Origin of the sequence: Niveispirillum sp. SYP-B3756, assembly GCF_009495745.1 — a bacterium.
Taxonomy (GTDB): domain Bacteria; phylum Pseudomonadota; class Alphaproteobacteria; order Azospirillales; family Azospirillaceae; genus Niveispirillum.
In genome coordinates this window covers 734,787-749,229 of the sequence record NZ_WIDQ01000001.1, presented here as the reverse complement: position 1 = coordinate 749,229, position 14,443 = coordinate 734,787, and the positions used below count along the sequence as shown (strand labels likewise).

Annotated in this window: 13 protein-coding genes; 9 read left to right on the top strand and 4 right to left on the bottom strand. The window is 62.5% G+C overall.

The features are described from left to right. The first annotated feature begins 1 nt into the window (after position 1). From hslU to GE253_RS03520, 6 genes are all read left to right on the top strand, one after another. Positions 2 to 1,336, top strand: coding sequence for an ATP-dependent protease ATPase subunit HslU (hslU, locus tag GE253_RS03545; protein ID WP_153202701.1), 1,335 nt, complete (start codon positions 2 to 4; stop codon positions 1,334 to 1,336). Positions 1,337 to 1,398: 62 nt separating this feature from the next. Continuing rightward, entirely contained in the window at positions 1,399 to 2,478 is a 1,080-nt protein-coding gene (locus tag GE253_RS03540) for a serine hydrolase domain-containing protein (protein WP_153202700.1), read from the top strand. A gap of 117 nt (positions 2,479 to 2,595) precedes the next feature. Continuing rightward, positions 2,596 to 2,988 carry a DUF350 domain-containing protein gene (locus tag GE253_RS03535; RefSeq protein ID WP_089288819.1) on the top strand — a complete coding sequence of 131 codons (393 nt, stop codon included), beginning with the start codon at positions 2,596 to 2,598 and terminating at the stop codon, positions 2,986 to 2,988. 121 nt (positions 2,989 to 3,109) lie between these two features. Next, complete coding sequence (locus GE253_RS03530; RefSeq protein WP_153202699.1) at positions 3,110 to 3,976, top strand: hypothetical protein; 867 nt, start codon at positions 3,110 to 3,112, stop codon at positions 3,974 to 3,976. A gap of 38 nt (positions 3,977 to 4,014) precedes the next feature. Beyond that, positions 4,015 to 4,686, top strand: a complete 672-nt coding sequence (locus tag GE253_RS03525) for a DUF1190 domain-containing protein (protein WP_153202698.1) — start codon at positions 4,015 to 4,017, stop codon at positions 4,684 to 4,686. 37 nt (positions 4,687 to 4,723) lie between these two features. Next, entirely contained in the window at positions 4,724 to 6,028 is a 1,305-nt protein-coding gene (locus GE253_RS03520; protein WP_153202697.1) for a glutathionylspermidine synthase family protein, read from the top strand. Between the two features lie 24 nt (positions 6,029 to 6,052). Here the strand turns inward: GE253_RS03520 and GE253_RS03515 are convergent, their stop codons facing one another. Together GE253_RS03515 and bla are read right to left on the bottom strand one after the other, a co-directional pair. Beyond that, positions 6,053 to 8,002 (bottom strand): alpha/beta fold hydrolase, encoded by a 1,950-nt coding sequence (locus tag GE253_RS03515; RefSeq protein WP_153202696.1) that lies wholly within the window; start codon positions 8,000 to 8,002, stop codon positions 6,053 to 6,055. A 96-nt stretch (positions 8,003 to 8,098) separates the two neighbouring features. Continuing rightward, positions 8,099 to 8,998: a class A beta-lactamase gene (gene bla / locus GE253_RS03510; RefSeq protein WP_153202695.1), complete on the bottom strand. Its 900-nt coding sequence runs from the start codon at positions 8,996 to 8,998 to the stop codon at positions 8,099 to 8,101. 106 nt (positions 8,999 to 9,104) lie between these two features. Here bla and GE253_RS03505 point away from each other — a divergent pair, with 106 nt between their 5' ends. Next, on the top strand, positions 9,105 to 9,974 hold the full coding sequence (locus GE253_RS03505) for a LysR family transcriptional regulator (RefSeq protein WP_153202694.1): 870 nt from the start codon (positions 9,105 to 9,107) through the stop codon (positions 9,972 to 9,974). 43 nt (positions 9,975 to 10,017) lie between these two features. On the opposite strand, the gene GE253_RS03500 is transcribed toward GE253_RS03505, so the two are convergent. After that, a complete protein-coding gene (locus tag GE253_RS03500; protein ID WP_348770769.1) occupies positions 10,018 to 11,415 on the bottom strand; it encodes a nitronate monooxygenase in 1,398 nt (465 codons plus the stop codon). Between the two features lie 180 nt (positions 11,416 to 11,595). Here GE253_RS03500 and GE253_RS03495 point away from each other — a divergent pair, with 180 nt between their 5' ends. Together GE253_RS03495 and GE253_RS03490 are read left to right on the top strand one after the other, a co-directional pair. Then, complete coding sequence (locus tag GE253_RS03495) at positions 11,596 to 12,039, top strand: VOC family protein (protein WP_211101326.1); 444 nt, start codon at positions 11,596 to 11,598, stop codon at positions 12,037 to 12,039. A gap of 26 nt (positions 12,040 to 12,065) precedes the next feature. Then, complete coding sequence (locus GE253_RS03490) at positions 12,066 to 12,863, top strand: arylamine N-acetyltransferase (RefSeq protein WP_153202692.1); 798 nt, start codon at positions 12,066 to 12,068, stop codon at positions 12,861 to 12,863. Between the two features lie 254 nt (positions 12,864 to 13,117). Here the strand turns inward: GE253_RS03490 and GE253_RS03485 are convergent, their stop codons facing one another. Then, entirely contained in the window at positions 13,118 to 14,335 is a 1,218-nt protein-coding gene (locus GE253_RS03485) for an argininosuccinate synthase (protein WP_153202691.1), read from the bottom strand. Between the last annotated feature and the right edge of the window lie 108 nt (positions 14,336 to 14,443).

Below are 14,443 nucleotides of genomic sequence, written 5' to 3'. Positions count from 1 at the left end.
CATGACCACACCGTCCCCCCTGGCCAATGCCTTCTCCCCGCGTGAGATCGTTTCCGAGCTGGACCGCTATATTGTCGGTCAGAATGAGGCCAAACGCGCGGTCGCCATCGCGCTGCGCAACCGCTGGCGCCGCCAGCAACTGGATGCCGGTCTGAAGGATGAGGTTCTGCCCAAGAACATCCTGATGATCGGCCCCACCGGTGTCGGCAAGACGGAAATCGCCCGCCGTCTGGCCAAGCTGGCTCACGCCCCCTTCCTGAAGGTGGAAGCCACCAAATTCACCGAGGTCGGTTATGTCGGCCGCGATGTGGAACAGATCGTCCGCGATCTGGTGGAGGTCGCCATCGGCCTGTCGCGCACCCGCCTGCGCAAGGAAGTGGCGGCCAAGGCCGAACTGGCGGCCGAAGAGCGGGTGCTGGATGCGCTGGTCGGCAATGGTGCATCCCCCGACACCCGCGCCAAGTTCCGCAAGATGCTGCGCGAAGGCAGCCTGAACGAGAAGGAAATCGAGATTCAGGTGGCCGACAATGCCGTGCCGGGGATGCCCAGCTTTGAGGTGCCGGGGATGCCGGGTGCCCAGATGGGCATGGTCAATCTGGGCGATATTTTCGGCAAGGCATTTGGCGGCGGTCGCACCAAGACCCGCAAGATGAGCGTGTCGGAAAGCTACGATCTGCTGATGGCGGAGGAGAGCGACAAGCTGCTGGATAATGAGAAGGTGACGGCCGACGCCATCCATGCGGTGGAACAGAACGGCATCGTCTTCCTGGACGAGGTGGACAAGATCTGCGCCCGCAGCGAGGCGCGCGGCGGCGATGTTTCCCGCGAAGGCGTGCAGCGCGACCTGCTGCCGCTGATCGAGGGCACGACCGTGGCCACCAAGCATGGGCCGGTGAAGACCGACCATATCCTGTTCATCGCGTCCGGCGCCTTCCACATCGCCAAGCCCAGCGACCTGTTGCCGGAATTGCAAGGCCGTCTGCCCATCCGCGTCAACCTGACCCCGCTGACCCAGGCCGATTTCCGCCGCATCCTGACGGAGCCGGAAGCCAGCCTGATCAAGCAGTATGTGGCCTTGATGAAGACCGAGGAGGTGGATCTCGTCTTCGAGGATGCCGCCATCGACGAGCTGGCCCGGCTGGCGGCGGAGATCAACCGCACGGTGGAGAATATCGGCGCCCGCCGGTTGCACACGGTGCTGGAACGGCTGCTGGAGGAGATCAGCTTCTCCGCCACCGAAAAGGGCGGCCAGACCATCACCATTGATGCCGCCTATGTGCGTGAACAGCTGGACGGGCTGGCGCAGAATACCGACCTGTCGAAGTTCATTCTGTAAAGGGAACCTGACCTCCCCCCGTATCAGGGCCAGCGGCTTTGTCCTGATAGGGGGGGATATCCATGGAATCGGCGTCCATTTCGTCCAAGCTTCTGGATCGCCGCCGGCTGCTGGCGCAGGCGGCGACCCTTGGCGTTCTGCTGGTGGCCGGGCGGCCCCGTCTCCTGAATGCCGCAGCAGCGCCCCCGCCGGTGGACCTGCAGGATATCACTGCCCTGATCCAGGCAGCGATCCAGCGCCATGGGCTGGACGGGGTGTCGGCCGTGGCGCTGCATCATGGGCAGACCCTCTATCGCGGCTATTTCGGCGATATCGGCCCGGCGACACCGGTGCCGGTGGCCTCGGCCAGCAAATGGGTGGCCGGGCTGCTGGTGATGTCCTTCGTGGCAGAGGGACGGCTGCGGCTGGACCTGACGCTGGGGCAGGCCGGCATCGCCCCGAACGGCACCCCAGCGGCTGCCATCACGCTTGCCCAACTGATGAGCCATACATCCGGCCTGCCCACGCCCAGTCCCCGGCGGCAGGACCGGCGCTATGCCACGTCGGCCGATGCAGCCCGCGCTGTGCCCGGCCTGGACCTGTCCGGCACGCCGGGCACCGTCTTCGCCTATGGCGGCCTGTCCATGCAGGTGGCGGGTTTTCTGGTGGAACAGGCGGGTGGGGCCGATTGGAACAGCCTGTTCCGCCGCCGCATCGCCGATCCGCTGGGCCTGTCGCCTGCCTGCCGCTGGGGTGATAAATGGGGGGTGGCCGGCGGGCTGATCGCCACGCCGGATGATTATGAACGCATCCTGTGTATGATCATGGCCAAGGGGCTGAGCCCGGCGGGTCGCCGCATCCTGCCGGAAAGCGCCTTCGTCGCCATGGAGCGCAACCTGTCGGCCAGTGCCAAGCGGCTCAGCCTGCCCGACGCGGCGGAGTCGCTGGCCGGTTACGGTGTGGGGTTGTGGTGTGAAACGGCGGCATCCGATGGTTCCTGCCCCATCATTTCCAGCCCCGGTGCCTTTGGCACCTATCCCCGCATCGACCGCCCGCGCGATCTGACCATCCTGCTGGTGGTGAAGGACCGGCTGCGGCGGCTGGTGGATGAGTGGCGCGGGGTGATAACGGCCCTGACGGCGGTGGCGGACCGGCAGAACTGACCCTCCTTTCAGGTTCTCCCTTTCGTCACCTTTGCAACTGATCCGCAGAATGGTTACCCTGCGCGCCAAAATGCGCCGCGCCACCAGGGCCGGCCTCTGGACGGAGCGACAGGGACGATGCTGCAAACCCTTCCCCTCTATTTCACCTTCCTCGGCACCTCCGTGGCGCTGCTGGCGGTGGCGGTGACCATCTATATGATGATCACCCCCTATCGGGAGATCGCCTTGATCCGCCAGGGCAATACCGCCGCTGCGGTCAGCCTGGGCGGCACCGTCATCGGCATGGCCATCGCCCTGTTTTCCATCGCATCGGGTACCTATGCGGTGCTGGACCTGTTGATGTGGGGCGCGGTGGCCCTTGTCTGCCAGCTGGCGGTGTTTGGTATCGTCTGTCTGAAGCTGCCGGGTTTCCGCCAGGGGATCGAAGAAGACCGGCTGGGCTATGGCATCACGCTGGCCACCTTCTCCATCGCCATGGGCATCCTTAATGCCGGAGCGCTCTCGGTCTGATCCCGCCAACGGTATTTTTCACTAACCTTGGTGTGGTTTACCCCTTTTGCGCGGATTGGCGGCTTCCCACATTTGCCCCATCCGATACCGCATTCGCGTCTTCATTCAGGAGTTGTCAGCAATGATGCAGTTCTTCCGCACGCTGTTGGGCGTCAAGGGTGAGAAAGTTGGCCGGCAGATCGTGGATGCACTGGTCGAACTGGACCCCAAGAGTGCTTCCACCGCCCAGTTGCGGGTGATGGAAACCGACCTGGACAAGGCCGGCAAGCTGCTGGCCAACCTGCGGGTGGAGCTGCAGCGCGAACACAAGGAAGCCGTGGAAGCGCGGGAGAATTATAACCGCCGTCTGGCCGCCGCCGAACATCTCAACAGCCTGCTGGCCGGCACCACCGATGAGGTGAAGCGCGCCAGCCTGGAATCCAGCCTGGCCAATCTTTTGACCCAGCTGGAAACCCTGGAAAGCGAAGTGCTGATCGAGGAGCGGGAGGCCGATGAGGCCGAGGCATTGGTGGCGGAGGCCGAACAGGCCTACCGTGAAAAGGCCAAGATGCTGACAGAGGCCAAATCCGCCCTGACCAAGGCCGAGCGTGACATGGAGCGCGCCAAGATCCAGGAAGAGCGGGAGAAGGAGCGCGCCAACCGCGCCGCCCAGGTGGCCGGCCTGCGCGGGGAGGGCGAGGGCTCCAAGCTGACCGTGGCGGTGGATGCCATGCAGCGCCGCGCCCAGCAGGCCCGCACCAATGCCGAAGCCGCCCGCATGAAGGCCCAGGCCCTGACCGACCTGTCCAGCCGCACCAGCGAAAATATGGGTGATGCCAATATCGAAGCCGCATTGAAGGCCGTGGGCAACAGCAGTGGGGCCGGTGGCGCATCGGTGCAGGAGCGTTTGGCCCGCCTGTCCGGCAAGCCGGCGGCCCTGGCTGCCCCGGCACCGGCCGCTGCCCCGGCCGATCCTGCCGCATTGCCCTGGCCCGGCAAACAGGGCTGAGCCCGTCTCCGATACCGCCCAAGAAAGAAGTCACCGCGATGACCGACAGCCAGCACCCCGCCCCCCAACCGCCGCCGCGCAAGCGTCGCCGGTCCGCCTATATCTCCACCTTGCTGGTGGGTAGCGCGGCGGCGGTGATGCTGGCGGCCTGCGGCGATGATGCTCCCCAGCAGACGGAGGCGAAGATTTTCCCCTCCGTCCAGGCGTGTGAGACGGAATTCAGTGTCGAGGAGTGCAACGCGGCGTTTGAACAATCGCGTCAGTTGCACCAGCAGAACGCCCCGCGCTTCAATGACATGAACAGTTGCGAGGCGCAGATGGGGGCAGGGGCCTGCCAGTCTACGGTGGTCGCCCAGCCCGATGGCAGTGTCTCCAACGTGTTCGTGCCGGCCCTGATGGGCTTCATGCTGGCCCGTGCCCTGCAGCCGCAATCTAATTACGGCTATATCGGCGGGGGCAGCCGGGGATATTACTATCCCCGCCCGGTCTATGTGGACCGCGACGGCTATATGCGCAGCGGCAATGCCGATATCGGCCGCTGGTCCGGCGGCTCCCGCGACAGTTTCAGCCGGTCGTCGGTGCCGACCACCGTTTCCACCACGGTCAGCAAATCCGGTCAGGTGGGCACGCCCTCGCGCACCACCACGCGCGGCGGCTTCGGCAAATCCTCCTCCAGCTTCAGCGGTTCAGGTTTCAGCGGCGGCGGCTGACCGCCCGCCGTACCCTTTCTCCAGGATGTGACCCATCATGCAGCGTATGTCGATCCGTCCCCGCCCCGATTGGCGCGCCAAGATGGAAGCGCTGGGCTTTGATTTCCACACCATCCCCAGCCCGGAAGACCCCACCGGCATCTATTGGGATGAAAGTGCTTATTGGCTGCTCAGCGAAGCAGAGGTTGATCTGCTGGATGAGGCCAGCGTGGAACTGCACAAGATGTGCATCTCCGCCGCCCAGCGCATCATCAAGGAAAAGCTCTATCCGCTGCTGAACATCCCCGCCAGTGCCGTGCCCGCCATCGAGGCATCCTGGGCACGGCGGCAGGAAGGGCGGGAATTCTCCCTCTATGGCCGGTTCGATCTGGCCTATGGCGGGGCGGACCATGGCGACGGGATGCCCAAGCTGCTGGAATATAATGCCGATACGCCGACGGGCCTGTATGAGGCGGCAGTGGCGCAATGGGCCTGGCTGGAAGATGTGTTCCCGGAAGGCGACCAGTTCAATTCCATCCATGAAGGGCTGGTCGATGCCTGGCGCGGCTTGCTGCGCGCCGACCGCCGGCTGGCCGCCGATGACGGGCGGCGCGGGGCCCATGAACAGTTCCTGGCCCTGCACCTGACCTGCGCCATGCCGCATACGGAAGATGAGGGCACGCTGCGCTATATCCAGGATACGGCGACGGAGGCCGGGCTGGCCACCAAATCCATTGCCCTGTCGGATATCGGCTGGACCAATGAGACCAGCCCCTGGGACCGGTCCAGCCGGTCCTTCTTCACCGATCTGGAAGATCAGGAAATCACCAGCCTGTTCAAGCTGACGCCCTGGGAATGGCTGGTGACCGATGATTTCGGCGGCAACCTGCTGGATCTGGTGGCGCGCGACAAGATCCGCGCGGTGGAGCCGGCCTGGAAGATGCTGCTGTCCAACAAGGGGCTACTGGCCATCCTGTGGGAAATGTACCCCTATCACCCCTATCTGGTGGAGGCGCATTTCGACCGCCGCGCCTTTGCCCCCGGCACCCGCGTGGTGGCCAAGCCGCTGCTGGGCCGCGAAGGGGCCAATATCTCCGTCGCCACCCTGGGGCCGGGCGGTGCGCTGACCGGTCGCCCGGAACTGGAAACCGCCGGGCCCTATGGGAACGAGGGCTATGTCTATCAGGCCTGGTCACCCGTTGCGTCGGCCAAGGGACCGGACGCCAAGGGCGTGATGCGGGACCATTATGCGGTGATCGGTTCCTGGATGGTGGGCGATGAATGCCGGGGCATCGGCATCCGCGAAGACACCAACGTCATCACCCATAACAGCTCCCGCTTCGTGCCGCACCGGTTTGAGTGAGGGGGCGGCAGCCCCCAAGTGACATCAGGCCGGGGGTGGGTGAACCCCCGGCATTTGGCTGAAGGAAGAAAGAGGGGAAAGCCAGTCCGGATTCTGGTCGACCATGTCGAGCGGACGGCCACAACTGTCGCTCATTTCCCGATGATTCAGCCGCGTTTCAAAACACGCAAATAGTTTTTCCAGGTTCCGATACCCCTCCAGCGTCGAGATGCCATGCCCGCTTTGGTGGGCAACATGCAGGCAGACATCCCAGCCAGCCGCCTGCATCGCCTTTTTGGCTTTTCTGATCTGTGCGATGGGGGCCTTTTGATCTTCGCCACCATGATGGATGAATATGGGCCCGGCAAAGGGGGTATTGGTTGCCGGCTGCCAGAGGCTTCCCTTCTGCATCCACGGCCCTTCGCTCCACGGTGTCTGAAGACCGCCCAGGCGTTGCTGACGGCTGAAAGCCCCCTCTACATCCACAACGGCGCTGAGGAGAAAGACCCCTGCATAGCGCTCCGGATGCCGATTGATCATCTCCAGGGCGATACGGCCCCCCAGGCTTTCCCCCAACAGAACCACCCGCCGCCCGGCGAGGTGAAGCTGTTCCAACACGGCTTCCACATCCTGCGCCAGGATCGGCCCCAGATTTCCCCGGCCGGCATGGAGCAGCGGGCCGCCATAGCCGGCCGCCCCGCGATATTCAGGGGCGATGACCTCCCAGCCCCGCTGCGCCAGCGAAAGCGCGATCGGCCAGCGGGGGGACATCTGGCTGTTCGGTCCCCCATGGATATAGACCAGAACGGGTGGGGCGGGACCATCCGGGATGGCCGGTACCTGGGTGGTAAAGCGATAATAGGGAAGATCGAAGCCAGCGCCGCTGGGCGCCGCCAGAAATTCCGTGCGAACCTGAACGCCATCGTCACAACGGATCGGCAAGGGCCGAACCGTTCCGGTGGCCGTCTCCACCAGCAGATAGGCGCTGCGTCCTTCCACACTGGTGGCATTCAACAAAAGCCGGCGCCCCGCCGGCCCCACGGCCACCAAGCTCAACGCTGCCAGCTCATGCCCCTCTGCCCAATCCCGCAAGGCCTGTTGCACAGCCGCATTATTCCCCTGCAGCAGGGTGATTTGCGGCACCCCATAACCATGAATGAAGCCGATCACCCGGCTCTGGTCGGGTGAGAGGATCATTTCCTCTACATCTCCCCGGGGCAGGGACCAGATCAGGCTTCGTTTGTCCGCCTTCAGATCATAATGGATCAGCCGGACCCCACCTTCGGGGGGATATTCCCGCATGACCAACCCGGCAGGTTCTCCATTCGGCTTGAAAAAGCTAATCTTATCAATGCTGATGGTTGGAACTGTACGTGTCCATTTTGTAGAACCCCCTGCGAAGACCGAGAACTTTAAGGCATTATTTTTGTATTCCGTGCTAAAATAATTTCCCTTCCGAAAGCGAATTCTTGGATATTTTTTATTGTATTTTTTGATTAAAACCCGATCATTGTTTTTGGCTGAAATCTCATAAATTAACATAATATTTTTTAAATATATTTGAGAGTAGTATTTTGATTCATTAACTCCATTTATGGTGATCGCGCTATTTTTACCATAGCGCTCTAAATCATCATTACGTATTATTTCCATAATTTTTCTATCTTTATCGTATTTCAATATGCCGTTTTCTTTCCATTCATTGTCAGTTTTTATTGCAAAATTACTTGGCGTGAAGGGAAGGGTGATGGTTCCATCATATTTATAACTTGATATTGCATTTGAGTTATCGTCAATAATATGAATTTCACTTTCTTGATTTTCAGCTTCAGGATTGTATTTAGAGGACCAGAATGCCTCCCCTGTCTCCGTAAAACTATATATAGCATATTCACATCGAAGAATTCCATTGTAACCAATAGATTCTCGCGCATGGGCGGCATTTTCTACCGATAACGTAATAATAACTAAAAGAACAAATTTATATATACCCATATTGGATACTCTGTCGTAAAACCTGTGATGATGTATTTTACACAATTTTTTTTGCAGATAAAGAAAATGAGGCTGGGTGCTTCCCAGCCTCTGTACTCACACCCCCCGCGCCACGATCCGCCCCACCTCGGCCAGCACGGCGTTGCGGCCTTTGCTGTCCAGGTCGGCATTGCGGTAATAGCTGGTGATCAGCAGCGGGGCGGTGGCACCCTTGGGCCAGACGATGGCGATATCGTTGGTGGCATCGTCCCATGATCCCGTCTTGTCCCCCACCTTCCAGCCCGCCGGCAGCCCGGCGCGCAGGCGATTGTCGCCGGTGGTGTTGGCGATCAGCCAGTCGGTCAGTTGCTTGCGCGACGGGGCCGACAAGGCATTGCCCAGCAACAAAGTACGCATCAGGCCCAACATGGAAATCGGCGTGGTGGTGTCCCGCACCTCACCCGGTGGGACCAGATTGGCCGCCGGTTCGGGGCGGTCGCAGCGGGTAATCGTATCGCCCAACTGGCGCAGCCAAGCCGTCAGGGCTTCCGGCCCGCCCGTGGCATCCAGCAGCATATTGGCGCCCGTATTATCGCTCCGCGTGATGATGCCATGGCAGAGGGCGGCGATATCCAGGCTGCCGCCGGCATGGGGTTCCGTGGCCGGCGACCAATCCAGCAGCTTTTCCTTAGGCGGCACGGGCAGGGTACGGTCCAGCCGTTCCCGGCCCGCATCCACCAGGGCCAGCACATGGCCGGCCAGCAGGAATTTGAAGGTGCTGCACATGGCAAACCGCTCATCCCCCCGCCAATCCATGGCGCGACCGCTGGCGGTATCCAACACCGCCACGCCCAGCCGGCCACCCCTGGCCCGCTCCAGCGCCTCGATATCCTTCCTCATGCCGGTAAAGCCGGTGGCACTGCCCGTGTCGGCCTGGGCCATGCGGTAAACCAGAGGAGCCGTCACAGCGGCAGCACCCAGTAAAGCCATATTTGTCAATAAATTACGCCGTTCCATCTTGCACATCCCCGTTGATTGGCTGGGAACAGGGTAGGCATCTGGTGGGCTTACGACAAACTGTGTAAAATCGGCAAAGCCATTAGAAAAATTAGGGCATAACACCATGACCCGCCCCCATCTGCCGCTGAACGCGCTGCGCGCGTTTGAGGCATCGGCCCGGCATCTTTCCTTCACCAAGGCGGCCATTGAGCTGTGCGTCACCCAGGCCGCCGTCAGCCATCAGGTGAAGGGGCTGGAGGCGCGACTGGGGGCGAAGCTGTTCCGTCGCCTGCCGCGCGGGCTGGTGCTGACGGATGAGGGCATCGCCCTGCTGCCCGGCGTGCGCGACAGCTTCGACCGTATCGGCCGCCTGCTGCACCGGTTTGAGGTGGGGCGGGTGACTGAGGTGCTGTCGGTGGGCGTGGTGGGCACCTTTGCTGTTGGCTGGCTGCTGCCAAGACTGGCCGATTTCCGCGAACGCCATCCCTTCATCGACCTGCGCATCATGACCAACAATAACCGGGTCGATGTGGCGGCAGAGGGGCTGGATGCCGCCATCCGTTTCGGCGATGGTGCCTGGCATGGGATGGAGGCGGTCAGCCTGTTTGAAGCACCGATGAGCCCGCTTTGCTCGCCGGCTACCGCCGCCCGCCTGCGTCAGCCGGCCGATCTGGCAGGCGAGGTGCTGCTACGATCCTACCGCGCCGATGAATGGCCGCACTGGTTCGCCGCCGCCGGCTGTGATTGCCCGGCTGTGCGTGGCCCGATCTTCGACAGTTCCTGGTTGATGGTGGAGGCGGCCTTGCAGGGCCATGGCGTCGCCCTGGCCCCGGCGATGATGTTTTCGCGGGAGATTGAGGCCGGGCGGCTGGTGCAGCCCTTTGCCACCGGCACCGTCAACGGGCGTTACTGGCTGACCTGGCTGAAATCCCGCCCGGCCAGCCGTGCCTTGTCGGCCTTTGCCGACTGGCTGGGCGGTGACAGCCCGGCTTGATGCCCGGCTGTCACCACTTGCTTTTCAGGGTGGGTGCCCGGGCTCAATATCCGCTGGCGATACGGTCGACCAGCTGCTTCACCGTCGGCACGAAGCCATCCTTGTACCAGGGGTCGCTGGCGAAGCGGTAGGCATTGTGGCCAGCGAACATCAACTGGTTTTCCACATCTTCGGAATGGGAGATGTTCTGCAGGGTCTTCTGGATGCAGAAGGAACGCGGGTCGGCGCGGCGGCCGGTGGTGCCTTCCTCATTCTGCGACCAGTTGGAGAAGGCGCAGGCCGACAGGCAGCCCATGCAATCCACCTGATCCTTCAGGATGCGGCGCGATTCGTCCGGCGTGACGAAGACCAGCGTATTGTCCGGCGTCTTCAGCCCGGTGCTGAAGCCCTGGGAAATCCAGCCTTCCGCATGGTCCTTGTCGGCCTTGGTAACATAGACCGGACGGCCACGGGGGCCCAAAGCCAGTTCATCCGTCAACTCGCCCACCGGTTCCACCGAAAACGCGATCTGCCGATCGGAGCGCTGGCGCAGGTTTTCCAGGAACGGGTTGCGCACCGCCGACGAATAAAAGCCGGTGGGGGAGAAACGGTTCAGGAAGACATCGCCGGCCTTGAGCGTCAGCAACCGCTGCTTCCAGGCTTCCGAAATCGGGCTTTCCTGGGTCAGCAGCGGGCGGGTGCCGAACTGGAAGGCCACGGGGCCGATTTCCGGATTATCCAGCCAATGTTCCCATTCCGACAGCCACCAGACGCCGCCCGCCATGATGACGGGGGTTTCGGTCAGGCCGAAACTGTTCATCATCTGGCGCAATGCTGCGACACGCGGATAGGGATCTTCCGGCCGCTGCGGGTCTTCGCTGTTGGACAGGCCGTTATGGCCGCCGGCCAGCCAGGGGTCTTCATAGACCACGCCGCCCAGCAGATTGGGGAACTTGTTGAAGGCGCGCAGCCACAGCGCGCGGAAGGCGCGGGCCGAACTGACGATCGGGTAATAATAGACGCCGAACTTGGCCGCGATTTCCGCCACCTTGTAAGGCATCCCGGCGCCGCAGGTCACGCCATGCACCAAGCCCGGCGCCCCTTCCAGGATGCCGTGCAGGATTTCCTCCGCCCCGCCCATTTCCCACAGCACATTGACATGCAGCCGGCCCTCGCCGTTCGACATTTCATGCGCAATGCGGGCCTGGGCGATGCCACCCTGGATGCCATAGGCGATCAGTTCCTCATGCCGGCCGCGCCGGGTTTTGGAATGATAGACCTGATCCAGGATATTGCCATCGGCATCATAGCTGTCGGCATTGACGCCGGAGAAGGTGCCGACGCCGCCCGCCGCCGCCCAGGCGCCGGAGCTTTGCCCGTTGGACACGGCAATGCCCTTGCCGCCTTCAACGAGCGGCAGCACTTCCTTGCCGGATATCAGCAGCGGCTTAAGCCCCTTCACCTTGAACCTCCAACTCAACCAAGCATGTTTAGCGCTCGCGCCAGCGGGGGCCGGTACGATTTCATGGCGTGCATATAGGAAAAGCTATCGTAGCGGAAGGGGCACTGGCCAGTCTGCCAATATTATGCTGACGTAGGGGAAGGTGGCGGGGAGGCCACCCATGCCCAAGGAGGCCCGGTAATGTCCATGGAATCAACCGCCCCCAGCCCGCGTGACGGGCTGGTGACACCCTGCCTGCGCTATCACGACGCCAGGGCGGCCATCGACTGGCTGACCCGTGTGGTCGGCTTTCAGCCGCATCTGGTGGTGCCGGGTGCGACGGAGAATGAGATCATCCATGCCGAGCTGGTGCTGGGTGCAGGCATGGTGATGCTGGGATCGGACAAACAGGATCAATATGGTTTTCGCGCGCCCGACCCGGACGGGCGGGGGGCTGCCTGCCTTTCCCTCACCATCCAGGATGTGGACGGGCTGCTGGCGCGGGTGCGGGCGGCGGGGGTGGAGCCGCTGGAAGGCGGCATCAGCGAGACCAGCTATGGCAGTCGCGCCTTCACCATCCGTGACCCGGAAGGCCATGTCTGGCATTTCGGCACCTATGACCCCTGGCAGCCGCCGGCGGCATAAGCAAATCCAGCAGGGAAAGCCACCCCATGTTCGATCTTTCCGCCTATCTGGCCCGCATCGGGCTGGACGGTTCGGTATTGCCCGTTCTGGCCGGGCTGCACGCCATCCATACCGGCCATACGGCCAACATCCCGTTTGAGAATCTGGATATCCAGATGGGGCTGCCGATCCGGCTGGAACCGGAAGCCATCTGCGCCAAGCTGGTGGGCCAGCGTCGCGGCGGCTATTGCTTTGAACAAAACAGCCTGTTGGCGCTGGCCCTGGCAGCTGTCGGCTTCACCCCCCGCCGCCGGCTGGCGCGGGTGCGCATGGGCGGGGAGCCGGGCGGGCGCAGCCACCTGCTGTTGCTGGTGGCGGTGGAGGGGCAGGATTACATTACCGATGTCGGCTTCGGTGGCTCCTGCCTGGCCGAACCGCTGCCGCTGCTGGCGGGGGAGTATGACAGCGGCGGGGAGCGCTGGCGCCTGCGCCCGTCCGACTGGTCACCCGGCTGGGAGCTGGAACTCCGGCGCGACGGGGAATGGTTAGGGCTCTATTGGTTCGGGGATGAGGCGGTGGTGGATGCCGATCTGGCCTTCGGCAATCACTTCACCGCCACCCACCCCAGTTCCCGCTTTGTGCAGAACCGCGTCGCATCGCGCACCACCCTGCGGGAACGCCATACGCTGCTGAACGGCCAGTACCGGCGACGGCTGGATGGGGTGCTGGTGGAGGAACGGCAGATCAGCGACGAGCGGGAATTCCGCGCGTTGTTGGCAGAGCGGTTTTTCATCGACTTACCGGATGATGCCGTGTTGCGCCCGGTGGAAGGGATCGGGGGTTGATAGGACGCCGGGATTAAGAACCACTGTCATTCCCGCGAAGGCGGGAATCCATACGACAGCACGGATTTTGGATTCCCGCCTTCGCGGGAATGACAGTAAAGCAGGCAAAATGATTGGGGAAAATCCCACTCTTCCCTGCCAATGCACCTGGGCGCTCCCCAAAAAACAAAACCGCCCGCCTCCGATGACGGAAAGCGGGCGGTTTCATCAGAACTGACCATCCCCCGCCAGCCGGCAGGGGATATGCCAGCGGATCACAGATCCTTGGCGATCTTGTTCAGGCGCAGGCGCAGCGCGTTCAGCTTGATGAAGCCTTCGGCATCCTTCTGGTTATAGACGCTGTCGGCCTCAAACGTCACATAATCCAGCCGGTACAGGCTGTTGGGGCTCTTGCGACCGACAACGCGGGCAGCACCCTTGAACAGCTTCAGCCGGACCATGCCGTTGACGCGTTCCTGGGTCTTGTCGATCAGGGCCTGCAGGGCCTCACGCTCGGCGGAGAACCAGAAGCCATTATAGATCAGCTTGGCATAGCGCGGCATCATCTCGTCCTTGAGATGCATGGCCTCGCGGTCCAGCGTGATGCTCTCAATGCCGCGATGGGCAACGGACAGCAGCGTGCCGCCCGGCGTCTCATACACGCCACGGCTCTTCATGCCGACAAAGCGGTTTTCCACCAGATCCAGGCGGCCAATGCCGTGCTTGCCGGCCAGGCGGTTCAGTTCCGTCAGCAGGTTGGCCGGCGACAGCTTCACGCCATTCACCGCGACCGGATCACCACCGACATATTCGATCTCGACATATTCCGCCTCGTCCGGGGCCTTTTCCGGGGCCACGGTGCGGGTGAACATGTCCTCATCGGGCTCCACCCACGGATCTTCCAGCGCCTTCCCCTCGTAGGAGATGTGCAGCATGTTGGCGTCGGTGGAATAGGGGGCCTCGCCGCGCTTGTCCTTGGCGATGGGAATCTGGTGCTTTTCCGCGAATTCCAGCAACTGGGTGCGGCTGTTCAGATCCCATTCGCGCCAGGGCGCGATCACCGTCACATCCGGCTTCAGGGCGTAATAGCCCAGCTCAAACCGGACCTGATCATTGCCCTTGCCGGTGGCACCGTGGGACACGGCATCGGCACCGACCTGATTGGCAATCTCGATCTGGCGCTTGGCGATCAGCGGGCGGGCGATGGAGGTACCCAGCAGATAGGTGCCTTCATACAGCGTGTTGGCCCGGAACATCGGGAACACGAAATCCCGCACGAATTCTTCGCGCAGATCATCGATGAAGATGTTTTCCGGCTTCACGCCCAGCAGTTCGGCCTTCTTGCGGGCGGGCTCCAGCTCCTCCCCCTGGCCGAGATCGGCGGTGAAGGTGACCACCTCGCATCGGTAGGTCTCCTGCAGCCATTTCAGGATCACCGAGGTATCGAGGCCGCCGGAATAGGCGAGCACGACTTTCTTCACGCCGCTCTTCATGGGAAATATCCGTCACGGTTTCATGTTGAACCGGGCAGGGACGTTAGCGACAGCCCGTGCCGCTGTCCAGTTCCGCCCCTTGGCCCAAGGGTGCTTGCAACCCAGCTT